Below are 24,351 nucleotides of genomic sequence, written 5' to 3'. Positions count from 1 at the left end.
AATTTCTTTTAAAACGTTAGCCCAACCTTGAACCCAATAGGCATGACCCATGGAGTTACGTTATATCGCTCAATTCCCTGCTTAAACTGAATACCATTGCCCTGCGTCCCGGCTTCCAGCTGGAAAGCGGTTTCAGGGTCAATACCGATTTTGGCCGCAGTCCATAGCATGATGTTACGGCTGTAAACAGATACGTTTGCGCTTTGCAGGCCAATCCTTCTGACCATTTTAGCAGGCAGCTCATACCCTACCGCAACTTCACGCAGTTTGATAAAAGATGCGTCGTATGTAAAGGGTTTCGTAAATGACCACGTTGTAAGACCCGCTATCGGCTGGTATACGGTAGAACTTCCACCCAGATTTCTGGTATAACCTGTCAGATTTCCGTCAGCATCGTAGTTGGCAATTACACCTGGTACGAAAGCACCACCATGTGGAAGCGGTATACCGCTATACTTCACCGGGAAACTTCCAAAGTCGGGAGTGGGGCCGCCCACAACAGGAAAAGTATTTCCATTTACCTTGATCATCTGGTCCTGGTTGGCAATGAGGTAATTTTCCAGCTCATCCCCGCTCATTCCGTTGGGATTGATCAGCTTGTCCAAAAACAACTGGGATCGCATGTGCTCCTCGCCATAACGGTAAGTTTGAGATACAAAATCGCCCCCGTTGCGCCAATCAAACGACAAACTCAAACTGACTCCTTTGTATGAAACGGAGGTCTGCATTCCCATGATGAAGCGTGGGTTGAAATTCCCAATCTTGTTCTTGGACTGTATGGCGTCTATTGCCTGCCATTTTCCATTTTTGTCCAGTAAAGGATAGTCATAGTACGGCGAACTTTTGTCAGTAACCGTTACCAGTTTTGCATCGTAAATGTCCCCGATTTCGTCCCCCACATAAGTCCACGCACCACCTTTCGCATCAGACCATAATGTGAAGTAAGGTATGTCGTCAGCGAGTTCTTTGATGCGTGTGCGGTTTCTGGATATGTTGGCATTGATATCCCAGCGGAAGTTTTCACCTTGTATGGGCGTACCTCCCAGAGAAAATTCCAGCCCTTTACTCACAAGGAGCCCGGCATTAATATTTTTCCCGACATAGCCTGACGAAGGAGGCAGCTTGGTACTTAGTATCTGGTTCCTGTTTTCGACAACATAATAGGTTCCTGACATCCTCAGCCTGTTCTGGAACAAATTAAGATCCACACCGGCTTCATAAGATGTGGCAATTTCAGGCTTCAAATTGTTGATAAGCAAATTATTCGGCACCGACAACCTTGGGATCGCCCCCCAGGTTCCGGCGTTGGCCAATGTTGTCTCAAGCTGGTAGGGAGAGGCATCGTTACCAACCTGCGCCACTCCTCCCCTGAGTTTGAACAGACTCAATGCATTGATATCAGGCAGCATTTCATTGACGAGCACACTCAGAGAGGCAGACGGATAGAAATAAGAATTGTTTCCCTTCGGCAGTGTACTCGACCAGTCATTCCGGGCGGTTACGTCAAGAAAAACCATGTCTTTGAAACCAATGTTAGCTAGTCCGTACACACTGTAAATACCACGTTTGGATAAGCTGCTTGCATAAAACAAGTTGTCAGGCAAGATGTTTTGCAAAGTGTAAACACCTGGCACAATCAGGCCGGTACCACTCTTGGTGGTGTTTGTAACATTCGATCCGGTCTGGTAACGGTAGTTACCTCCTGCGGAAACCGAAAAACTAAAATTCTTTAACTCTTCTCTGAATGTCGCCAGGAAATCCGTGTTCGTCTCGAGGCCCTTGATACTAATCAAACCATAAGCACCACGAGGATCGCTCACGTAACTATTCGCAATCTTGGATTCGCGTTGCTCATTATAGGTGTCGAGAGCCACTCGTCCCATGATACTGAGTTCAGGCGTGATTTGATAGTCCGCCTTTAAATTTCCGAAAATACGATCACGCACAAAGCTGTTTTTGATTTCCTTCGAAAGGAAATATGGATTGTTGAATACGCCATTGAACGGTGTGCGCTGTTGCAATCCCTCCTGGCCCGGCATCCAGTATTGTTCCAAATCCCGCACATCAATGTGAGGGGAAAGTTCGTACACACCTTCCAGCGGATTACTTCCCGTATTACCCGAGGGCCTGTTGTTCGAGTTATTTCTGCTCACATCCAGATTAGTGCTCAGCCGTATCTTTTCACTGATTTTTACGGATGTGTTCAGGTTTAAAGTATTGCGGAATAAATCAGAATTGGGTATTATGCCTTTGTTTCGCATGTTGTTATACGAAATCCTGTAAGTTACCAGATCGGTATTGTTGGAGATCGCAACACTGTTGGTTGTCGTCACACCGGTTTGAAGGAAATTTTTGGCGTTGTTGGGATGCGATATCAGTTCCAAAGGTACTTTTTTGCCGTCAGGACCAATCGGACTGTTCCACTGAATTTCTTTGTAACCTTTGTCCAATGCACCGCCGCCAGTCCCTCCTACGCTTTCGTCTATTATTTTCCCAAACGGATTGCTGTACGGATTGCCGGAAATATCAGCCGGGATACCCGAAAACTGCCCTGAACCAAGCTGAGTCTGCCATTTTAAAAATCGGTAAGGCTTGTCAAAAACTGTGCTGGAATTAACCGAAACGGTCATTTTTTTATTCTTGCTTCCACTTTTGGTTGTAATCAAAACGACTCCGTTTCCTGCTCGGGAACCGTACAATGCGGCTGCACTCGGGCCTTTCAGGACAGATATATTTTCAATATCCTCAGGGTTCAAGCCGGATATCGCGTTACCGTAATCTACCCGGTTGTTGGTCCCGATCTGGCTGACATTGTTCAGCGTATTGGCGATGGGAACCCCATCGATCACGAACAATGGCTGATTGTCACTGTTTAGCGAAGTGGCGCCACGGATTACCATACTCACCGAAGACCCTGTTCCCCCAGTTGCATTGATCGTCACGCCGGCAACCTTGCCAGAAATCGAATTCAATACATTCTCCTGAACTACCTTCGTAAGTTCCTTTCCATCCACTTTTCCCACATTGTAGCCTAGCGACTTTTCTTCTCTTTTTATCCCGAGGGCAGTCACCACCACTTCCTGGAGACTTTCTGAACTTGCCGCAAGAGCTATGTCTACCACGCTACGATTGCCCACTTCAGTTTCCGAAGCTTCGTATCCTACAAAAGAAAAAATCAGAACCGGGTTCTCACCTGAAACTTCGATGGAATACTTTCCGTCTGCATCAGTACTGGTCCCTTTTTGTGTGCCTTTCAACACTACGTTCACTCCTGGCATTCCGCTGTTGTCAGCCCTGGAAGTTACTCTACCCGTGACGGTGCGGTCCTGGACTGTGATTTTTTTTACATCGTTTCCATTGGAAATACTTGCATAAAGCAGTCCTGGCGAAAGAAGCAGAAACAGTGCTGAAATTCGCAGGTAGCACGTCATTTGCCTGATGAATTTTGTAGCCGGTGATTTCATAAAGTAAAGTTTGATGCGAATAATTTGACAGGGTTGTTAAGGTGATCGTAATGGTTAGAGACAATAGGGATTTCAGTTAAGGCGCGTCTTTCATATTATCATTATGTTATGCATGCATACTATTTCAAAACAAAAAATTTACATTCCCCAGGGAGATCCGCAGGGGCGACCGAAACTTCTTTACTTACTTTTAATTCGCAGATTAGTACTATCACATACAAGAAAAACTGGTACGCCGATAAATTTCAGCATGCCAGTTTTTGAGTACGCATTACCTCTTAAATCCAAACTATTGCCAAAGCGAGTCCGGGACTATTTCAGAGTAAAATTGGATTCAGGACGTCAATGTCGAATCCGTAAAAACGATTCCATCAATCGCAATCCCCTTCGGTGTTGGTCAAAAGCAGTGTAGAGCGCATATCCGTTTGCTCAATAAATTTGCCGGCTACACAATGCTTTTTTCACGTTTCATATTTTCTCCTAGTTTTGGGCAAACCTAAAATAACTGAAAATGAAGCACTTAAAGTTTTTCGTCTTACTGTCATTCACTTTTCTTACGTGTTCGTCTTTTGCTCAGGAAAAGCTCTGGACAGAGACAGACCGGCAATTTACGATTGACCAATTCAACAGGACGCGGGATGAGCTGGTAAAGGAAACCGAAAATCTGACGCCCGCCCAGTGGGCATTTCATGAGTCGGCGGAACGGTGGTCTATCGGCCAAATTGTGGAACACCTCGCTCTATGGGAGATCATCTGGGCACGCGAAATCAGTATGGGGTCGCGTAGTAAGCCACAGCCTGAACTGAACAAATCGAGCAGGCCCGACAGCTACTACTCGGATTTTATCATGGAAACAAACCCACACGTAGCGGCGGACATCGCCATTCCGACCGGTTTTATTAAGGGAAAGGATAACCTTGCCTTCTTCCTAAGCCGCCGGGAGCAAAACCTGGCTTTTTTGAAAAAGACCGAGGCAGATATGAGGGCACACTTTGAGCTGACTGCGACCCCTAACCCAAGAAATATGCACCAGGTGTACATTTATCAATGGGGACATGTCGACAGGCATTTAAGGCAGATCCGGAAAGTAAAAGCAGACCCGAATTTCCCTAAATAAATCTGCCGTGCAATCGATGGGATCCATTCCGGAGTGCAGCTGCGGCGATAGTTCAACCCCGGCCCCGACCCGTTGTAGCCTTCATAAGGCTGCGACGGGCACCTTCAAGATCATATTACCATTGATCCACTCAAATAGTATCGTTCCGAGTAAACCGAAGCAGGTACGTAAAGTGTAATATGCAGGTCAACAGCCGAGTTACCGTCGGCATCAAACCAATCCAAATAAACCATTGATTTACTTTGTTTTACAGTTTGTTTTGCATTGATTTGATGCTACGAATGTAACCTCTATTATCTAATCAATTCGCACATGCTTAAAACACTACTTGTCTCAAAAACCAACTATGTATTCTTCTCCGTGAATGGACTCCTTCGTTTAGCGGTGTTGTTGTGCATCATCATTTTAGCGGCGACTACCTCCTATGCGCAGCAACCCTTCATCACGACCTGGAAAACCGATAATACCGGGACTTCGAACAGCACCTCCATTACCATTCCGACAACAGGTGCGGGCTACAATTATGAGGTGGACTGGAACAATGACGGCGTCTATGACCAGTCAGGCATTACAGGCAATGTCACCCATAATTTTGGGGTAGCGGGCATCTATACCGTCCGCATCAGAGGGTCTTTCCCAAGGATACTTTTGGGCGATTATCCGACGGATAGACTAAAACTGCTTGATGTCGCGCAATGGGGTGATATAGCCTGGACAAGTATGAACCTTGCCTTTGGGGGTTGCGCCAATCTGAACATCAGCGCAACCGACTTGCCCGATCTGTCCGGTGTAACAGATATGACAAGCATGTTTCAGAACTGCACTGTTCTGAATGGACCGGCCAACATAGGGAACTGGAACACGGCCAATGTGACCCACATGGAACGCATGTTCGCCGGAACCAAGGCGTTTAACCAGCCAATCGGAAATTGGAACACTGGGAACGTGTCCGACATGGGCTTTATGTTTGAGGAAGCCTCCGCCTTTAACCAACCTATCGATAACTGGAACACCGCCAGTCTGATCATTATGGAACACATGTTTTTCGGGGCCACCTCCTTTAATCAGCCTATTGGTAGCTGGAATACAGCCAATGTTACTACCATGGGCTCCTTATTCTGTGAGGCCACTAACTTCAACCAGCCCATCGGTAACTGGAATACCGCGAAAGTGATCAATATGGAAGGCATGTTTTTCAAGGCCACTGCCTTTAATCAACCCATCGGTAACTGGAACACAGCCAGTGCTGTCACTTTTGACTATATGTTCTGTGAGGCCGCCGCTTTTAACCAGCCCATAGGTAACTGGAACACGGTGAAAGTGACCCGTATGGTCAACATGTTCCAGGCAGCCTCCGCCTTCAATCAACCTATCGGAAACTGGAACACCTCCGTTGTGAATCATTTTGAAGGCATGTTTGCTGACGCCACGGCTTTTAATCAATCCTTAGCTGGGTGGTTAGTACGCCCGTTTTTTGAAATGACCGATATGCTGAATAATTGTGGTATGGATTGCGAAAATTACAGCGCCACCCTCAACGGCTGGAACTCCAACCCCGGCACGCGCAGCAATCTCTCGCTCGGTGCCGCAGGCCGGTTATACGGAACCAATGCCGTAGCTGCCCGCACCAACCTCATGACCACAAAAGGCTGGATTTTCACCGGTGACGCCGCCTCGGGCACCTTCTGCCCCTCACCCTTCATTACCACCTGGAAAACCGACAACATCGGAGATTCCAACGGCACATCCATTACTATCCCGACAACAGGCGTCGGCTACAATTACGAGGTGGATTGGAATAATGACGGCATTTATGACCAGGCCGGCATCACTGGCGATGTCACGCATGATTTTGGAGTGGCTGGCACCTACACCATTCGAATCCGTGGTACTTTTCCCCAGATATATTTTCGTGGTTTCGGAGACAAAGAAAAACTACTTGATGTAGCGCAATGGGGAGACATAGCCTGGGCCTCCATGGGTGGCGCATTTTCGGGTTGTTCTAATCTGAATATCAGCGCCACCGACGTGCCTAACCTGTCCGGCGTGACTGATATGGCCGCCATGTTTCAGGGATGCACTACACTGGATGGCCCGGCTAACATAGGCGATTGGAACACCTCCAATGTGCAATATATGGACGTGCTGTTCAGCGGCGCCACCGCTTTCAACCGACCCATTGGTAACTGGAACATATCCAATGTGCGTAGCATGTTCTCCATGTTTGAACAAACCGAAGCCTTCAACCAACCAATAGGTAGCTGGAATACGGCAAATGTGACCGATATGGCAGGCATGTTTTTCGAAGCTGCTGGTTTTAATCAGCCCATCGGTGGCTGGAACACCGCTAATGTGCGGGATATGGGAAACATGTTTAATGATGCTACTACTTTTAACCAGTACCTGGGCGCATGGTCACTTGAATCATTAGTTTCGCTGGAAGGGATGTTGACCAATTCCGGTTTGGATTGCGACCATTACAGTGCTACACTGATCGGCTGGAACGCGAATCCCAACACGCCTAACAACCTCATATTAGATGCCAGTGGCCGACTATTTGGGACCAATGCCATAGCCGCGCGCGACCACCTGGATGTGGCAAAAGGCTGGATATTCACTGGCGACGGCTTTTCTGGAACAGAATGCTCCGCGCTGCCGGTAACACTGATCTCATTCACCGGCAAATCGCAGGGAAACGGCGTGCTGCTAACCTGGGAAACTACCTCTGAAACAAATAATGCAGGATTCGAAATCGAAAAGAGTGCCGATGCGAGGACATTCGAAAAAATTGGTTTTGTAGATGGAGCCGGAGATTCCCAGGCTAGGAAGACATATAATTTCAGGGATATTAACCCCCTACCCACTGCTTACTACCGGCTCAAACAACTCGATTATGCGGCGGACGGTTCGGACGGTAAATTTGAATATTCAAGAATCATTTCGGTAAAACAACCGCGAGAAGAAATTGTGATTTATCCAAATCCGGCCACTCACAACCTGTATGTAAAGGGTCTGAATAGTGAGCAGAAGTTGATCATTCGGAATACAAAAGGCCAGGTCGTCCACAAGCAGCGATGGTCGGTTGGCAACGCCGTAAAAGTGGATCATTTGCCCAGCGGCCCGTATTTCCTGTCGGTTGGCGATCAGACAAAAAAGGTTATTGTGGGTAAGCAAAACCCGTAACAGACCGCTCAGGAAATAAACAAGGGGTGTTCACTGATCCAGACCAGTAAGCACCCCTTGCTTCAAATATGCACAAAACCAGAACGGGCAAACTTCAAATCACTTCTTAGCCTGCCTGACTGCCATAATCGGAAAATCTCCGTATTGAGATCCGATCATGCCGGTGAGCGTGTCGCCTTTTTGCATGAAACTATATTTAAACACGCCATTCTGGTTTTCTGTCGTAAAAGTGACTTTCCCCTGATCGACAGCCAATTCCTTCATTTCATTCTTTTCAGCGGCCTCCACGTACCCGACCGTTTTATTTTCCTTTTGCTCAAAAACTAAAAATCCTGATTCATATTCAGGCGGCACATCACTGATCAGGTACTTCCACGTGCCCGCCAGGTCGTCGGCGGTTAATGCTTTTCGCGCCGCTATCGAGAACGCACCGATGACGATCACCATTAATAGGATGTAGCGTTTTGTTTTCATGTGTATTGAAATGTTTGCGTTTGAAATATCAGATACTAGTCGGAAATTAAAAATAAATATTGGATTTGTGATATTTGAAAAAAAAAGTACATAAAAGATCGCAGCCCGGGTCTTTTGGTTCATACCTGGAAGGAAGCACCTGGGGCGTAGACAACAAGAAAATACTTGAAAGCTAACTTTGATTATTGTAAAATTGAGTGTTCAACAAGCAACACTAAAAGTTATGACGACAACGCCCGAACACGATGAGCGAATCGCGAAAATGACCTTCTCATCGGTGTATCCGCACTATGTTACCAAAGTCGAGCGCAAAGGCAGGACAACAGCAGAATTGCATCAGGTAATCGAATGGCTGACCGGCTTCGACAGCAAAAAACTGGAACACCTGATTGATGAGAAGGTCACTTTTGAAACATTTTTTAAAAGAGCAAATCTGAACCCCAATGCAAACCTGATCACCGGGCTCATTTGCGGCTATCGTATCGAGGACATTGAGAACGAACTAACCAGGCAGGCAAGGTACCTGGACAAACTGGTCGACGAATTAGCAAAAGGCAGGAAGATGGAAAAGATCCTGCGGAAGGGTTGATGTGAGGGATCAAAGTCTTCGCGGGAATTAAGACTGGCAATAATTTCCTATCTTCGAATGTAAAATTTTCTGGCAATGGACGCAATCAAAATAAGGGTAAATAAGCAAATGGACGGATACTCATTCAGTATCTCGCCGTCCATTCGTGACTTCATCAGGAAACTTTTTCCTAATGCCCATCCCGCTAATAATATTTTTGTAGGGTATGACACACAAAGCGATTTTGAAGTTTATGCCGGGAAACTCGAGAGTCACATATATCCAGCTTTACTAGGTGTTGAAAATAAAAGTGATCTTGATCAATTCGACGAAATTCAGTTTGTTGATACGCAGACAGGGAACATACTACACAAAGTAAACCCGCGTGACAAAAAAATTTAATCAATATCTTGGAAAGGCCGGGCACCTGGCAATTATGTCTGAGTTTTTGATGCTCGGATGGAATGTCGCTATTCCCGAGGTTGATATCGGAGATGACATATTCGTGGTTCAGGACGACAATGGTACATTAAGGCGAGTACAGGTCAAAACGTCAACTTCTACCTCACGAAAAGATAGTTTCAGCGGCCAGTTCAATGTGTCTCTCAAAAATCTTCAGAACGTTTCTAATATTCCGGTCCATTATGTTTTCATTGTCAGGCATAATGATGAATGGTCGAAGCCAGTGATCATTAGACAGGACTATTTACTCAACCATTTTGAAAACGATAAAGTAGGTTCCGAAGCAAAGGGAAACATTACGTTTTATTTTTCTTTCACAAAAGGGAAGGCGGAATGCTCAGGTCATGATTTCAGTAAGTATATAAAGGATTATACGGATTTTCCTAGAATAGAGCATTGAATTGGGCTAATTATATGAAATATATTCAACCACAAGTTTTCATTAAGTCATTTACCTGCCCCCATTGCGGTGCAATTGCCAAACAAGATTGGTGGTGGAGATGGTGGAATAGTACCCAAACCGCACATCCCAAAGAAAGTCATCCTCTAAGGGTCGGTACATGCCAACATTGCGATAATGTAACACTCTGGGTTGAAGATAAAATGTATTTCCCAGATTTCGGGCATGCCCCGATTCCCAACCCTGACATGCCTGAATCAGTTTTAAAACTTTATATAGAAGCATCATCCATTAGCTCGAAATCACCAAGAGGATCTGCCGCCCTACTTCGACTTTCAATCCAAGTTTTGTGTAAGGAACTTGGTGAAGAGGGTAAAAATATTAATACTGATGTTGGCAACCTCGTAAAGAAAGGACTTCCTCTTATTGTGCAACAATCTTTGGACATTGTCAGGGTAACAGGAAATGATGCAGTTCATCCTGGCCAGATTGATACAGATAATCCAGAAACAGTTGGGCAGTTGTTTGATCTGGTAAATATTATAGTTGAATATATGATCGCCCTTCCCAAAAAAGTAAGCGGAATTTACAATAGTTTACCCGCAGACAAAGTAAAAGGAATAAATGACAGGGATGCAAAATCAAGGATTTGAGTCGAATCCATTAGTCAACAACGTAACCTCCCCACACACATGAAAACCACCCTCTCCCACCTCCCCGAAGACAAGCAGGAAGAATTAAAAACCATCACCCAAATCATCCTATCCAAAGTCCCTGCCGAAATGATCATCCTTTTCGGCAGTCATGCGCGTGGTGATTGGGTAGAAGATTACCAGGAAACGTATGAATATGTGAGTGATTTTGATATTCTGGTTATCACCAAAGACAGAAGGGCCGCAAAAGGACAAAAGAAATGGCGGGATTTAGATAAGGAATTGGCGGCTAACGAAGACAGTACCAAAGCCAATATTATCCAACACAGCGTTTGGTTCGTGAACGATAAGATCGAGCGGAATTACTACTTTTTTGTAGATATCTTCAAGGAAGGAATTATGCTTTTTGATTCCGGAAATTTCAGCTTATCAGAGCCGAAAGATTTGAGTCCAGAAGAAAGACAGAAAAAAGCTAGTAATGCATTTAAGCATTGGTTTGAATCTGCAAATCTTTTTTTGGACAGTGGGATATTTTTTATAAAAGGCGAAAGTTTAGCACATTACAACAAATCTGCATTCGAACTTCATCAAGCCACAGAAAGATATTATTCTGCCATTCTCCTCGTTTTTACTGATTACAAACCCCGAACACACGATATTGAGGAATTAGGAAAACAAGTCGAAAAACTTCATCCTAACTTCGCAACTGTTTTTCCAAAAAATACAGCAGAAGAAGCGCGGCTGTTTAAACTTCTCAAAAAAGCCTACATCGATGCGCGATATGAAATAAATTACAAGATCGAAAAAGTAGAATTGGAATATTTATCCGAGCGTGTAAAACTGCTGAGAGACCTGACTGAACGGATTTGTAACGAGCGGATTGCGGAATTTATCAAAATTTGAAGACTGGAAGAGGGACTTCCATTCGCGACCTTAAAAACATAATGGCTGGTATTCTCTAACATTTACCCCCCTCTACTTCACCCTCAGCTTCCCCAACCAGGCTGCCACCTCCCCACGGACTTTAACCTCCCTGCCTCCTTCCATTACAAACAAAACACCATCCCGCTCAATCCCGCCACGCGTCGAGAAACCTTCCAGCACCACACTCCTGGAGGCCAGGGTTTTGACCTGTTCGAATGTGCTTCCAATCCCGTAGCCGGCGTTGGTATTGAATGGGGCGATGGTTTTTCCGGCGAGATTGTATTGCGCGAGAAAACTTTTGATCGGGGGTGGGAGCTGCATGCCCCAGGTCGGGAAACCGAGGAAAATAAGGTCGTACTGATCGATACTGTCAATTTTGGTGGCTAGCGGGGGCAGGAAACCGGATGCATTTTCCTGGGCGACCTGATCGACGGTCGTCCTGTAATCGGCCGGGTATGGGTTCGCAAGTTCCAGGGCCACCAGCTTGCCTCCCATTTGTGCCTGGATCATTTCGGCGACTGCCTTGGTATTGTTGGTGCGCGACAAATAGACGATCAGTATCTTTTTGGACGCGCCGTCGGAAGGCAATTCGTCCCCGACGCGCGGCTGCTCACCGGAAGTGCAGCTCATTCCAACAATCAGTATTAAGGAAGATATCCAGGCTATGTATTTGACTTTCATTTCCCTACCCTGTTTTGCAGTGCCTCGGGGTAACGGGCTCCTTCAACCGTGATTTGCGAAGCTGCTTCCTTAATCTCTGCTAAATCCTGCGGATTTAATTCAATTGCCGCGACACTCAGATTTTCTTCCAGCCGGTGCAGTTTGGTTGTTCCGGGAATAGGCACGATCCAGGGCTTTTGAGCCAGCAGCCAGGCGAGGGCAATCTGTGCGGGTGTACCCTCTTTTTCACTGGCAATTCTGCCTAACAAATTTACCATGGCCTGGTTTGCCTTTCGCGCTTCGGCAGTAAACCGGGGGACGATGTTCCTGAAATCGTTTTTGTCAAATGTCGTGTTTTCGTCGATCTTACCCGTCAGAAAACCTTTACCCAGTGGACTGAATGGTACAAAGCCAATGCCGAGCTCTTCCAAAGTAGGGATAATCTCATCTTCCGTTTCGCGAAACCAGAGTGAATATTCACTTTGCAATGCCGCCACAGGTTGCACGGCATGCGCCCTGCGGATCGTCTGTACCCCTGCCTCCGAAAGGCCGAAATACTTTACTTTTCCGCTCCGGATCAGGTCTTTCACGGTTCCTGCAACATCCTCGATCGGTACTTCGGGATCGACGCGGTGCTGGTATAAGAGGTCGATGCGATCGGTTCTCAGGCGTTTGAGCGAAGCTTCCACGAACGCTCGGATGTTTTCCGGCTTGCTGTTCAGGCCAGCCTTCGAGTCACCGCCCTCAAAGCCAAATTTGGTAGCGATCACCACTTCGTTCCGAAAAGGCGCCAGCGCTTCGCCCAGTAATTCTTCATTTGTAAATGGTCCGTAAGCTTCGGCCGTGTCAAAAAAAGTGACGCCCCGTTCGAAGGCCGCCCTGATCAATGCAATGCCGTCTTTGGTATCTGTTGCCGGACCGTAACCGAAGCTTAATCCCATGCAACCCAAGCCAAGAGCCGAAACTTCAAGACCGCTATTTCCTAATTGTCTTTTTTTCATTTTGTTTTTTGTCACAAAGTGACTCTAAATACTAATTAAACACCCGCCAAATTAAACGGCAGCCGTCTGATCCTTTTCCCTGTCAAATCAAAAATTGCATTGGTTAGCGCGGGGGTGAAAGGTGGCAGGCCGGGTTCACCGACGCCGCCGGCATCTTCTTCGTTGTCCATAATGTGTATGTCGATTGGCGGAATGTCGGTAATCCGCGGCATCTGATAGGTGCTGAAATTGTTATCCACCGCCTTACCGTCTTTGAATCTGACCTCGTGCATCGTAGCGGCACCCAGCGCCATTACCACCGAACCTTCAATTTGCGCCTTGATCGTATCCGGATTTACATACCAGCCACAATCCATCACTGCCCAAACCTGATCTATCTTCACACCGCCATTCACCGCCTTCGATACTTTGACGACCTGGGCAACTGTGCTGGCAAAACACTCAGTAATCGCCACACCAAAACCATCACCCTTTTTCCGGCTTTTCCAGCCTGATACTTCTTCTATTTTGTCGATCAGCTTGTGCAAACGCGCTTCTTTCAGGTATGCACGACGAAAATCAAGCGGGTCTTTTCCGGCCTCCACGGCGAGTTCGTCCAGAAAACTTTCGTAGGCAAAACCATTTGTCGAAGCGTACACCGACCGCCACCACATCGTCGGGATCGGCGTTTCGAATACCACATCCATGATCGCCAGGTTTTTAATCGAATCCATATAAGGCTTCAAAAAACCTTCCGAGGTGCTGCGGTTGGGCGTATCCTTCTTGCCTCCGCGCCAGTGATCGTTATTTTGTCCGGCCATCTTCACCTTGAATGCGTGGATTTCACCATTGGTGATCACGCCTTCACAGCGATAAGTAATGCCCGGACGGAATGGTCCTTGTGTGGCATCATCCTCCCGCGTCCAGACTACCTGCACCGGCGCTTTCATTTCTTTCGAGATCACGGCGGCTTCGTGCGGATAATCCATGAAGGCTTTCCGACCAAAGCCTCCGCCCAAAAAGGTCATATTCACAATCACCTTTTCTTTGGGAATCGACATTTCCTTGCTTATATAGTCCTGCACCCATTCCGGCGCCTGTATCGGCCCCCATATTTCGAGCTGATCGTCCTGGTAATGCGCAATACAGTTCAGAGGCTCCATGGCAGCGTGGTATTGGTAGGGTGTTTCGTAGGTAACGTCAATTTTCTTCGCCGCCTTGGCGATGATTTCGTTCGGTTCACCCTGCTTTTTGAATGTTAACCCTTCCTGCGTCTGCAATGCCTCAGCCTGCCTTTTGTAAATTTCTTCGGTATTCAAATGCTCAAAACCGGTATCGTCCCACTCCACTTTCAAAGCCTTCTTACCCTGAATCGCAGCCCAGGTAGAATCCGCCACCACGGCAACGCCTTCACGATAGGTGTTAAAAACGCCCATTTTAACCTTCATAACCTGCTTCACACCGGGTATTTTCCGGGTAGCCGTGTCATCAAAGCGCTTCACTTTGCCACGCAGCCTCGGATTTCTTTCCACCGCCGCGTACAGCATTCCGGGAATCTGTTTATCCAATCCAAAAACCGCGGCTCCATTGGTTTTCAAAGGCGTATCCAGCCGGCGCAATGGCTTGCCGATCAGCTTATATTCCGAACGTTTTTTAAGCACGACATCCTTCGGCGCTTCCAATTTAGACGCTGCTTCCACCAGCTCACCATAATGCATCCGCTTGCCCGATGGTTTGTGAATGACGTTCCCGCCCTCGGCATGGCATTCAATTTTGGGTACGCCCCATTTCGTTGCGGCTGCCTGAATAAGCATTTCACGCGCAGTAGCGCTTAGTTTCAATAAGTTCTTATACGAACCGCGAACGGTAGAGCTTCCGCCGGTTACCTGGTTGCCGTATTTTTTATTATCGCCCGGGGCAAAGACGACATTGATTTCATTCAGATTCACTTCCAGCTCCTCGGCGACGATCTGCGGAACGGCCTGGTAAGAGCCCTGCCCCATTTCGGCGCGGTGGTCGAAAATGGTGACCTTGCCCGATGCATCTATATGTACCCAGGAATTCATTTCCACACCGAAATTGTCTGCTTCGGCCGCCTTGACGATCTTCGCGGTTTTCGCATGGGTTGGCCAGTAAAAGCCCAGCGAAAGCACGGCCCCAGTCATCCCGGTAGCCTTTATAAAATTCCTTCTGGATACGGTCTGGTTGTCCATGGTGTTGTTGATTTCAGTGAAATGGCGTTACTTTTTCGGAGCGTAAGCGCCTTTTTTGAGCCAGGTTAACCAGGCTTTTTTGAATTCTGCGTGCGATACGGGCGGCAATGTCCTGCCTTCGGCAGGGTTCCAGCCAGCCAGTACGAGGCCATCGTCGGCGTGTTCGATAAGCTTTTTCATATCCTTATGCCCATTTTTATTGGGGTCAACCAATTGTTTGGCCAGCTCATGAGGGCTTTTTCCCTGAAAAACCATTTTCATATCTGCCGGCGGCAAATGCCACTCCGGGTTACCCGGAGGCGTGTGCAGCCCCGGCGTGTTGGCTTCCTGGTGACAGTTGGAGCATTTCATGGCGTAAACACCTTTCCCGTCGACGCCGCGTTTCGGCCCCATCACATGCAAATGGCTATCGTCACCTTGCAACGGTACGTCGCCCGCAGGGTGACAGTTCATGCAGCGCGGACTCATCAGAACTTTATAAACCGTCGCAAACGCCTTCACGGACTCGACGCTATCCCGGTTAATAGCCTTAAATTCAATCTCTTTTTTTGGCAAATCGTCTTTCCTGAATGCGGACGCGCCGACAGCGACAATGAATATGAGTACAGAAAGCATCGTGGCAGTCTGCACGGAGAAGAAATATTTTCCCTCCTTTCTAGGATATTGCTTCATAACATCGGATTGAAGTGAACAGAATTAACCATTTGCAGTTTTCTTCTGCATTTCAGCGGCCAGGTGGATCGCTTTGCGAATGCGGAGATAAGTCCCGCAGCGGCAAATGTTCCCCGCCATCGCATCGTCGATGTCCTCGTCGGTCGGGTCGGGTTTTTCGCGGAGCAAAACGGCAGCCGACATAATCTGCCCGGAGTGACAATACCCGCATTGCGGCACGTCGATCTCCTGCCAGGCTTTTTGCACCGGATGCGAGTTCGTCTCGGATAAGCCTTCAATCGTTACCACTTTCTTATCCACCGCCCGGCTGACCTTCGTCACGCAGGAGCGAACCGCCTCGCCGTTCAGGTGTACCACGCAAGCGCCGCATTGCGCCACGCCGCAGCCATATTTGGTGCCTTTTAGCCCTGCCAGATCGCGGATCGCCCACAGCAGGGGCATTTGCGGATCCGCTTCCAGCGGATAGTCTTTGTTGTTGATATTCAGTGTGATTTTCGCCATGGTGAGTTTAGTTTTCTTATTTTTTTGTTTCCAATAAACGTGCCAATACCTGCTTCCGGCATCGGCTTCCCTTTTGCCGATTTCGGGTTCAATTGTTGCGATTACTTCTTCCAGCTGTGCCTTTGTAAATCCTAAATTCAGACAAATCCCAAAATGTCCCCGCAATTGCGCATCAACGCCTCCCAGGCTCATGAGTGCGGCGATTGTCGTAAGCTCTCTTTCTTCATTTGAAATCACACCGCGGGTAAAAATGTCATTGAAAAGATGCTCTTTCAAAAGCGTATCAATAGCCGGAACAAAAGCCGCATAACCGCTTTGTTTTGGATATACTTCCGGCTGTCCGGTGAGCGATTCGAGCACTTTTTTACCGGTTTCAAATTTGTTTGAATCGGCAGGCTTTATCGGAGCTTTACCCGCCCGGTCGGTGATTCCACTCGCTTTCCGCGCATCGAGGACGGTATTGAAAGTCATAATGCCATTCAGGCTCCTGGGAAAGCCACAATACGCAGATAGGTGGACCAGTTCTTCCTTAATCTCATTGATCGTCATACCCGCTGTAAGTCCATCGCTCAATGCCGTCTTTAATTTTGGCAAATCACCCTTTGCGGTCAAAGCTGATATTGTCACAATACTTTTCTGTTTGGAACTTAAATTGCCGGTATCGCCAACATTAGTCTGGGCGGGAGATTGGTGATAGATGAAAAGGAAAGTTACAAGTAATAATATCAGTGGTTTGCTCATCAGTATCTTCTGTTTTGCCTCGAATGAATCAATCTGCTTTTGGTGAAATGCGCATCATCACTTCATTTTAACCGGCCGCAGCAGACGAGAAAACGTGAGTGATCCCATTTTCCATTTCCCATTTTCCATAATGTAGACCTCGGTTACCATAAATGGATTAGTGACTTCATTGGCTCCCACCACTGCTAGTAAATCGATATCATTTAAGACAATCGCCGTATTGCCAATGATATTGACAGTCACATTATAAACCTCTGCTTTTTTATACCAGATTTCTCCGCTTTTGATCACATCCAGCTCTCTGTTTTTCCCCCAGCTTCCGCCCATGTGAACGAACATGGCTTTTTCATCGAAGAGCGCTGCCAGAGAGTCGACTTTCTTGTCAGCCATCCAGCGCCATTTGTCTTTGGAGAGCGTCGTGATTCGTTGCTCGGCTTGATCGGAAGAGTTTGCGTTGGGAGCTTGCGAAAAAGCTCCTTCTAAACTGATTAACAGCAGTCCCATGATGAGAACAGCCAGACGTTTGTTTAGAATTTCGGGATTGACAGTTGCTTTCATTGCTGCATTGTTAGTGGTTGGTTTTTAGAATGAAGACCGATAACACCTAGTGTTTAATGACATGCGTATCCCGTACACTGCTAAATGTCAGGGCTAACAACTTCCAATCATTTGCTACTTTCTTATAAACTTCCGTAACCGTAAACTCAGTGTTTGCCTCATTGCCGCGAACCATCGCCGACAGCGTAATGCGGCTCCAGATGATCGCTGCGTCATCTACAAGCTCAACAGCAACATCGTGAACATCTGCCTTTTTGTACCAGATACTCCCGGTTTTGATGATTTCGAGTTCTTCATCCTTTTTCCAGGTGCCGCTCATATGGACAAATTTTGCCTTGTCGTGAAACAGTGAAGCCAGTTTGTCCACATCCTTGTCGGCCATCCATTGCCATTTATCTTTGGAAAGCTTTATAATTTGTTGTTCCGCGTCGGCAGCGGCTTGTGCCCGTAAAGGTTCGCTAGTGAACAATAGAAAGCACAGTCCTATAATGGAAGTTGTCAGCAATGATTTTACTAATGTTTGTGGTTGCATAAATTTGTTGTTTAGCACCGCATATACCGAAATGGTGCGGTTGTTTAGTGAAATTTTCAGAATACAAAGTTCTCGCCAGGTCAGCGTTCCTTTTGTACATGGATTACTGTATTACTTACCAATATTACTGATCGCACGCACGCTATGACACGATTACGTCGGGAAGCGATAAATTTGGTATAAGTATTTAAATTTCAACCCAATGGAAAGGATCCTTCGCTTCAACAGCATTCGTGAATACAATGCATTCAACAACCATGAAACGCACCATCCGCTGGTCAGCATCGTCGATCTTTCGAAAGCAGATCCCAGGGAGTCGCGACGGATGGCTTATGAATTTTATGTGGTGTTTTTGAAAAAAATATACTGCGGAGACCTGCGCTACGGACTTGACAACTACGATTACGAAGAAGGTACGCTGGTTTTCCTGGCGCCCGGTCAGGCCATTGGCGAAAACAACCCGGAAAACGTTTACCAACCTATGGGAACCGCGCTGATCTTTCACCCCGACCTGTTGAATGGAACAGTCCTTGGGCGTCACATGAGCGACTACACATTTTTTTCCTATGAAGTAAACGAGGCCCTGCACCTCTCCGAAAAAGAGCGCCAGATCGTGCAGGATTGTTTTGCGAAAATCGAGTATGAAACAACGCAACGGATCGACAAGCATAGTAAAAAGCTGATTAGCGCCAATATCGAACTGTTTCTCGACTATTGTGTACGGTTCTACGACCGCCAGTTTTTAACCCGCGACGTGGTGAACAAAGGCATTCTCGAAAAATTTGAAGCATTGCTCAACGAATACTTCCACTCTGAAAAGCCCCAGAGCCTCGGACTTCCCAGCGTAAGCTATTGCGCTGACCAGCTTCATCTGTCGGCTAATTATTTCGGCGATATGATCAAAAAAGAGACAGGTAAATCCGCCCAGGAATATATTCAGATGAAGATCATTAATATGGCGAAAGAGCGGATTTTTGATCTGGACAAATCGGTCAGTGAGATCGCTTATGAGCTTGGTTTCCGTTACCCGCAGCATTTTAGCCGGCTTTTTAAACAGCGCGTCGGCCAGACACCGAATGAATACCGGATTTTGAAAGACCTTAATTGAATATCTGCAACATGATGCATACGCTCAAATTCAGACGCACATTTGTTACGGCAATCCTATTGGTCCTGACTACCCTGTCTGGACAGGCACAGGATAATTCTGACCAGCTATACGCCATATTCCCCAAAGGCCAGAAGGCCCCGGCGGCCAACTTCACCGGCACTGCATGGGTATCCCAGCTGATACAGGCTGACAGCGCGTTCAATATACCGGTCGGAAATGTGACTTTTGAACCGGGCGCACGTACTCACTGGCATTCTCATCCGGGTGGACAGGCCCTGCTTGCGATCAGCGGCATTGGTTACTATCAGGAAAAAGGCAAGCCGATCCGGATCCTTCGTAAAGGCGACGCCGTAAAATGTCCACCCGATACGCCTCACTGGCATGGCGCCTCTCCTGAGGTCGGTTTTATCCAGGTTGCAGTTACGCCGAATACCCCGCAGGGAAGAGTTACCTGGCTGGAAGCTGTGACGGATCAGGAATACGGGAATCTGAAGAAATAATCGTTTTCCTAGTAAGCGATAAAAGGTAAATCCCGGGGCTTTGCAACTATTTATTAGAAAGTGTTTTCTTCACGAAAACCTTTAAACCAGATCGTATGAAAGCCGTTATATTGCTGACCATCTGTTGCCTGATGCTGGCCTGTACCCATGAGGAACCAAGAAGCGAATGGAAAACATTTGATTTCGATATATTCACACTTCAGGCACCTTCAAAATGGAAAGAATTCAGCGCCCAGGGCTATGATTCCGTAGTGGGAGGCGTTACGGATGGCAAGGATACTTTGTACTACGATTATGGTATGTATTCGTATCGGTTTACCTCCGAAACTTCACAAACACATATCATTACAGAAACTAACCGGGACGGTTATCCAACTAAAATGGTGAAGCCCAAAAAACCGGGTCAGGGCGTGATCGGGATCTACTATAATCTCGGAAACTCGCTCAGGTTGACACTTTACGGAAGGAGCCGCGATGAAAATATTTTCGTACAAATGATAGAATCGATAAAGATTAAATAACGCAACATATTGACTGATTACCAGGCATATGCATCACTATCGACTCCATTTTTGCAAAAGGCCTGGTGTTTAGCCGATTCGGCAAGAAGTCTTTTCGATGTCGGGAAAATATCAAAGATCCTCTGTAAAATGTCGCCTGGATTTCTCCTGCATGAATTTCCTGGCATTATAATCACTGGATTTATTTCGCCCGATCGACAGGCTTTCCCACTTTTCGTTCGCGACCATTTTAGCAATAAAAATAATCTGACCGACGTGAGAAGCATAATGTGTCAGCTGCCGGTTAATCGCCTCCACGACGGTATGCCCTTCGTTCCGGATATATACAATATCTCCAAGTTGCGGTTCCGTCAGATCACCCAGCGTTTTCAGCAGACAATCCCAGCCTTTATTCCAGTAGGAGATCAGTTCCTGTCGGTCTGAAAAAGTATTTTCAAATTCCAGATCCCGGTCCCGCCAGGGCTTTTCTCCGTCGGTGGTTAAAAAATCGGTAAATCGCGACAGCATATTCCCTGCCATATGATTGACGATCACGGCAATACTATTGCTTTCTTCGTTGTATTGCCAAAAAAGCGCCTCGTCAGACAGTTGTGCCATCGCCTTTTCACCCAGCAATTTGTAGTACTCGAATTGCTTGATAACGCTCGATAAATAGCTTTTTTCCATAGCCAAATATCCTGCATTAAATTTTATTTAGCCACCGGTTTTGTCAATAATATTTTCCCGTAAACGCCGGTTCGCAGCGATTGGCCAAAAGATCGGCTCAGGCTGAAATTTCACGCGGCACGCTCATTCGGGAGAAACAACCGGACCTTCCCGGTTTGGCAAACCGGGATCTTTAGTAAAATAGATGGTTTGAGAAGGAAGCGTCAGACTGGTACCACTGCCGGCGATTACGTCCATCATTTTTAAAAGCAACTCCTCCTGGATCTCAAGAAATACGTTTGCGTCGCCGGTATCCACGTAAGCAAAAACCTCAATTTTGACGCCCATCAGACCTACTTCAATAAACCTCACCCTGGCCGGATCGGGATTCACCCGTGGGTGTGTGAGCAATACGCGTCGCAAATCCTGGATAAGCTGGCGGATCTGGTCCGGAGTGGTTTCGACGCGGAAATAGAAGATCGGGTGAAACCAGAACCGTTCGCGGTGCGCATAATTTTCGATCTTTAATGATGAAAGTTCCCCATTAGGAATTGTGACAACCGTGCGATCGTTGGTCCTTACTTGTGTAGCCCGCATGCCAATACGTTCAATTGTCCCTGTGATCTCACCGATTTTGCAAAAATCCCCCACACGCACGGGCTGATCGGCAATGATTGTGACGCTGCCGACAAAGTTCTCAACCGTTTTTTGCGTACCAAGTGCCAGGGCAATACCGCCAATCCCCAGGGCGGCGATTCCGGTCGTCACATCAAAACCGAGCGTGTCCAGGATCAGGATCACCCCTATTATTACTAATGCTATTTTAAATGCCCGTCGCACGAAAAGTATCGCCGAAACGGCCGACTGGTTGCGGTACCGCTTCATCCGCTTCTCGGTCACAATGCCAATCACGTCAAGCAACTGCCAGATCAGCAATATGACCGCCACTACGCCCACAATAAGGGTGAGGTTGCTGAAACGCTGCCGCACTACCAGCGAAATGCCTGCTTCGCGACCCCAGTACATGAAAAACCAGATAGCAAGATATAGCTGCGCAGGCAGTGAAAATGCTTTGATCACACCGAAATAAGGTTCCTCACCTCCTCTCTTATAGATTTTAGGGATCAGATAAACCACAAGCCTTGCGATTCCCATCGCCAGCAGGTAGGAAACGACCAGCAGGAATATAGTCGCGATCCAGTGCGCAATGGGCACGCCGCTCCATTTGTTTTTCAGCAGGAATTGCGGGGAAATGTCGCTGATTACAGTACTGGTTTCGGGTTCTTCTACATTCAGCGGAATGCGGCCTACCGTTTGTGTGGAAAACAGCCAGATCGGGTTGCCCTGTTTGTCCTGAAAGCTTTCCAGAATCAGATCAAAAGATTCATTATCAATGGTTACAGCACCGATCCGGTCGAGATTGGGGCCTAGATTATCGTCTGTTTTCCCCTCGGGCTCGTTGCTGATCCAGGAATAAGGATAGATTCGTCCATTAACTTCGAGCAGCGCCTGCAATGCTTTTGCCTGCGCCACTGTGCTCTGTCGTTTCCTGAGCCCAGGGTCCCACCGGATGTATAGGGCTGCTTTTTTGTAATCGTTCTGATAGCTTGCCTTCAGAAATCCATCGACCGTTCCCCGGGGCGTACGCCGGCCCAGTGAATCGGGCGGGTATACCGGGCGGGCCGGACGGGCAGTATCCCCGGCCATAAATGGCAACTGCGCCAGAGCGGAAAATTGGAGAAATATCAGCAATAGACAACCCGACAGCAGGCGTAGAATTTTGGTGTTCGTGATTTTTATATCAGACATCGTTGAAGACAGGATTGATACGCGGAGCTTGTAAATTTTATGCCAAAAAAGCATTTACCGCCTATCATTTTGAGAATGTTGTTTCAAAATGATAACTGCCATTCGCCAGTCCTGCCATTACATAAAGGATAACTGGTTACCGGTCACCGGATTATTTTAAATAGCTCCATCAGGAACAAAACTTTTGATAAAAAGCTGCTAACTAGCGCTAGGTTAAAGGCAGGACCATTAAATTGACATTTGTGAAAACAGTTTTGATTATTGACGACGAGGATAAGCTTCGCTCACTTTTAGCAAGGATTATCAGAGCAGAAGGCTTCGACGTTGTAGAAGCCGCTGACTGTAAGTCGGGCCTCATCGCTGCTGATAACCCCGTTATCGATGCCGTACTTTGTGATGTCAGGCTGCCGGACGGGAATGGTGTGGCGCTGGTACCCTTGCTGAAAAGCAGGAATCCAGAGGCTGAGATTATCCTGCTGACCGCCAATGGAAATATTGCCGACGGGGTGCAAGCCATGAAAAACGGGGCGATGGATTACATCGTCAAAGGCGATGATAATGATCGGATCCTGCCACTGCTGGAAAAGGCAATCGAGAAAGCACAGTTGCAAAAAAAGGTAAAAAGGCTTGAATCGATTGTCAGCAACAAGTTTTCGTTCGATGCCGTTATCGGCAACTCGCAGGTGATTATGGATGCGATCAATCTGTCCAGGAAAGTCGCTCCCACTGATGCCACCGTGCTGCTCACCGGTGAAACCGGCACGGGAAAAGAGGTTTTCGCGCAGGCTATTCACTATGCAAGCCTCCGCGCCGACAAAAATTTCGTCGCCCTGAATTGCAGCGCATTGGGAAGGGATATGATTGAAAGCGAACTTTTTGGATACAAACAAGGCGCTTTTACCGGCGCTCAAAAAGACAAACGGGGACTTTTGGAAGAAGCGCATAACGGTACCCTGTTCCTCGATGAGATCGGCGAGCTGCCGTTGGAATTACAGGCCAAGTTGCTGCGCGTGCTGGAAACCCACGAATTTATCAAGTTGGGGGATGTTAAGCCGATCAAGTCAAATTTCAGGCTCATCGCCGCCACTAACAGAGATTTGAAAGCAGAATCAGAATCGCATAAATTCAGGTCCGACTTGTATTTCCGTCTAAATGTCTTTCAGATCCAGCTGCCTTCTTTACGGGAAAGAAGGCAGGATATCCCGCTTTTGCTCAATTTCTTTCTCGACTATTTTTCAAAACAGACCAACAAGCCGAACCCGGGATACTCCGGGGATTTTCTGAAACGACTCGAAACACACGAATGGAGCGGAAACATCAGGGAGCTTAAAAATGTGGTCGAACGGGCGGTAATCATCAGTGACGGCGAGCTGCAAACGGATAGTCTGCCTTTCAATATGCACCAATCCATTTCCACGCACAGTCCGCACCTTTCAGCCTTCTCGATGGCCAGTGCCGAGAAATTGCATATCCAGAAGGTTTTGAATTACTGTAAAGGAAACAAGACGGAAACCGCCCGTCTGCTGGAAATCGGCATTGCCACGCTTTACCGGAAAATCGAGGAATACGGTCTTCAAAAATCAGTTCCATAAATCCAGCGCCGGTTCGAAACATGCAACAGATTCAGTATATCACAAGCCCGAATATGACCACACCACTGTTC

At 47.2% G+C, this 24,351-nt stretch carries 23 protein-coding genes and 1 pseudogene; 11 read left to right on the top strand and 13 right to left on the bottom strand.

The annotated features are described in order from the left end of the window. Window positions 1–8: 8 nt before the first annotated feature. Window positions 9–3,464: a SusC/RagA family TonB-linked outer membrane protein gene (locus FXO21_RS20865; RefSeq protein WP_225865781.1), complete on the bottom strand. Its 3,456-nt coding sequence runs from the start codon at window positions 3,462–3,464 to the stop codon at window positions 9–11. Window positions 3,465–3,975: 511 nt separating this feature from the next. On the opposite strand from FXO21_RS20865, the gene FXO21_RS20860 reads away from it, so the two are divergent. Next, window positions 3,976–4,581: a DinB family protein gene (locus FXO21_RS20860; RefSeq protein WP_149641899.1), complete on the top strand. Its 606-nt coding sequence runs from the start codon at window positions 3,976–3,978 to the stop codon at window positions 4,579–4,581. A 110-nt stretch (window positions 4,582–4,691) separates the two neighbouring features. On the opposite strand, the gene FXO21_RS29105 is transcribed toward FXO21_RS20860, so the two are convergent. Further along, window positions 4,692–4,814 carry a hypothetical protein gene (locus FXO21_RS29105; RefSeq protein WP_255486635.1) on the bottom strand — a complete coding sequence of 41 codons (123 nt, stop codon included), beginning with the start codon at window positions 4,812–4,814 and terminating at the stop codon, window positions 4,692–4,694. Window positions 4,815–4,893: 79 nt separating this feature from the next. Between FXO21_RS29105 and FXO21_RS20855 the strand changes: the two genes are divergently transcribed. Next, the gene (locus tag FXO21_RS20855; protein ID WP_149641898.1) at window positions 4,894–7,764 is read left to right on the top strand and encodes a BspA family leucine-rich repeat surface protein; all 2,871 of its coding nucleotides are present in this window, start codon (window positions 4,894–4,896) and stop codon (window positions 7,762–7,764) included. A gap of 99 nt (window positions 7,765–7,863) precedes the next feature. Here FXO21_RS20855 and FXO21_RS20850 read toward each other — a convergent pair whose 3' ends face one another. Next, complete coding sequence (locus tag FXO21_RS20850) at window positions 7,864–8,238, bottom strand: hypothetical protein (RefSeq protein WP_192579284.1); 375 nt, start codon at window positions 8,236–8,238, stop codon at window positions 7,864–7,866. 223 nt (window positions 8,239–8,461) lie between these two features. Here FXO21_RS20850 and FXO21_RS20845 point away from each other — a divergent pair, with 223 nt between their 5' ends. From FXO21_RS20845 to FXO21_RS20825, 5 genes are all read left to right on the top strand, one after another. Next, complete coding sequence (locus tag FXO21_RS20845) at window positions 8,462–8,827, top strand: DUF2200 domain-containing protein (RefSeq protein WP_149641897.1); 366 nt, start codon at window positions 8,462–8,464, stop codon at window positions 8,825–8,827. Window positions 8,828–8,902: 75 nt separating this feature from the next. After that, window positions 8,903–9,208: a hypothetical protein gene (locus FXO21_RS20840; RefSeq protein ID WP_149641896.1), complete on the top strand. Its 306-nt coding sequence runs from the start codon at window positions 8,903–8,905 to the stop codon at window positions 9,206–9,208. Further along, complete coding sequence (locus FXO21_RS20835; protein ID WP_149641895.1) at window positions 9,192–9,668, top strand: PDDEXK-like family protein; 477 nt, start codon at window positions 9,192–9,194, stop codon at window positions 9,666–9,668. The genes FXO21_RS20840 and FXO21_RS20835 overlap by 17 nt, the downstream gene beginning before the upstream one ends. A 14-nt stretch (window positions 9,669–9,682) precedes the next feature. After that, complete coding sequence (locus FXO21_RS20830) at window positions 9,683–10,321, top strand: DUF4145 domain-containing protein (RefSeq protein WP_149641894.1); 639 nt, start codon at window positions 9,683–9,685, stop codon at window positions 10,319–10,321. A gap of 39 nt (window positions 10,322–10,360) precedes the next feature. Beyond that, complete coding sequence (locus FXO21_RS20825; RefSeq protein WP_149641893.1) at window positions 10,361–11,224, top strand: HEPN domain-containing protein; 864 nt, start codon at window positions 10,361–10,363, stop codon at window positions 11,222–11,224. Window positions 11,225–11,296: 72 nt separating this feature from the next. Here the strand turns inward: FXO21_RS20825 and FXO21_RS20820 are convergent, their stop codons facing one another. The 8 genes and pseudogenes from FXO21_RS20820 to FXO21_RS20785 form a co-directional block, all read right to left on the bottom strand. Next, window positions 11,297–11,926 (bottom strand): flavodoxin, encoded by a 630-nt coding sequence (locus FXO21_RS20820; RefSeq protein WP_225865780.1) that lies wholly within the window; start codon window positions 11,924–11,926, stop codon window positions 11,297–11,299. Further along, a complete protein-coding gene (locus FXO21_RS20815) occupies window positions 11,923–12,906 on the bottom strand; it encodes an aldo/keto reductase (RefSeq protein WP_149641892.1) in 984 nt (327 codons plus the stop codon). The genes FXO21_RS20820 and FXO21_RS20815 overlap by 4 nt, the downstream gene beginning before the upstream one ends. A gap of 35 nt (window positions 12,907–12,941) precedes the next feature. Beyond that, window positions 12,942–15,098 (bottom strand): molybdopterin cofactor-binding domain-containing protein, encoded by a 2,157-nt coding sequence (locus FXO21_RS20810; RefSeq protein WP_149641891.1) that lies wholly within the window; start codon window positions 15,096–15,098, stop codon window positions 12,942–12,944. A gap of 27 nt (window positions 15,099–15,125) precedes the next feature. Then, window positions 15,126–15,770, bottom strand: coding sequence for a hypothetical protein (locus tag FXO21_RS20805; protein WP_149641890.1), 645 nt, complete (start codon window positions 15,768–15,770; stop codon window positions 15,126–15,128). Between the two features lie 24 nt (window positions 15,771–15,794). Beyond that, entirely contained in the window at window positions 15,795–16,271 is a 477-nt protein-coding gene (locus tag FXO21_RS20800; protein ID WP_149643573.1) for a (2Fe-2S)-binding protein, read from the bottom strand. Between the two features lie 87 nt (window positions 16,272–16,358). Next, window positions 16,359–17,012, bottom strand: a pseudogene (locus FXO21_RS20795) (carboxymuconolactone decarboxylase family protein); the annotation flags it as partial. Between the two features lie 57 nt (window positions 17,013–17,069). Beyond that, window positions 17,070–17,570 carry a nuclear transport factor 2 family protein gene (locus tag FXO21_RS20790; protein ID WP_225865779.1) on the bottom strand — a complete coding sequence of 167 codons (501 nt, stop codon included), beginning with the start codon at window positions 17,568–17,570 and terminating at the stop codon, window positions 17,070–17,072. A gap of 46 nt (window positions 17,571–17,616) precedes the next feature. Beyond that, window positions 17,617–18,102, bottom strand: coding sequence for a nuclear transport factor 2 family protein (locus tag FXO21_RS20785; protein ID WP_192579283.1), 486 nt, complete (start codon window positions 18,100–18,102; stop codon window positions 17,617–17,619). A 202-nt stretch (window positions 18,103–18,304) separates the two neighbouring features. Between FXO21_RS20785 and FXO21_RS20780 the strand changes: the two genes are divergently transcribed. The 3 genes from FXO21_RS20780 (at window position 18,305) to FXO21_RS20770 (ending at window position 20,234) form a co-directional block, all read left to right on the top strand. Next, window positions 18,305–19,210 carry a helix-turn-helix domain-containing protein gene (locus FXO21_RS20780; protein WP_149641889.1) on the top strand — a complete coding sequence of 302 codons (906 nt, stop codon included), beginning with the start codon at window positions 18,305–18,307 and terminating at the stop codon, window positions 19,208–19,210. An 11-nt stretch (window positions 19,211–19,221) separates the two neighbouring features. After that, window positions 19,222–19,713, top strand: coding sequence for a cupin domain-containing protein (locus FXO21_RS20775; RefSeq protein WP_149641888.1), 492 nt, complete (start codon window positions 19,222–19,224; stop codon window positions 19,711–19,713). 95 nt (window positions 19,714–19,808) lie between these two features. Next, complete coding sequence (locus FXO21_RS20770; RefSeq protein WP_149641887.1) at window positions 19,809–20,234, top strand: hypothetical protein; 426 nt, start codon at window positions 19,809–19,811, stop codon at window positions 20,232–20,234. Window positions 20,235–20,345: 111 nt separating this feature from the next. Here the strand turns inward: FXO21_RS20770 and FXO21_RS20765 are convergent, their stop codons facing one another. Together FXO21_RS20765 and FXO21_RS20760 are read right to left on the bottom strand one after the other, a co-directional pair. Then, entirely contained in the window at window positions 20,346–20,900 is a 555-nt protein-coding gene (locus FXO21_RS20765) for a DUF1572 family protein (protein WP_149641886.1), read from the bottom strand. A gap of 123 nt (window positions 20,901–21,023) precedes the next feature. Continuing rightward, entirely contained in the window at window positions 21,024–22,688 is a 1,665-nt protein-coding gene (locus tag FXO21_RS20760; RefSeq protein WP_149641885.1) for a mechanosensitive ion channel family protein, read from the bottom strand. 242 nt (window positions 22,689–22,930) lie between these two features. Here FXO21_RS20760 and FXO21_RS20755 point away from each other — a divergent pair, with 242 nt between their 5' ends. Next, window positions 22,931–24,280, top strand: coding sequence for a sigma-54-dependent transcriptional regulator (locus FXO21_RS20755; RefSeq protein WP_149641884.1), 1,350 nt, complete (start codon window positions 22,931–22,933; stop codon window positions 24,278–24,280). The last annotated feature ends 71 nt before the right edge of the window (window positions 24,281–24,351 follow it).

The sequence above is a fragment of the Dyadobacter sp. UC 10 genome (assembly GCF_008369915.1).
GTDB lineage: Bacteria > Bacteroidota > Bacteroidia > Cytophagales > Spirosomataceae > Dyadobacter.
This window is presented reverse-complemented; position numbering and strand designations above follow the sequence as displayed.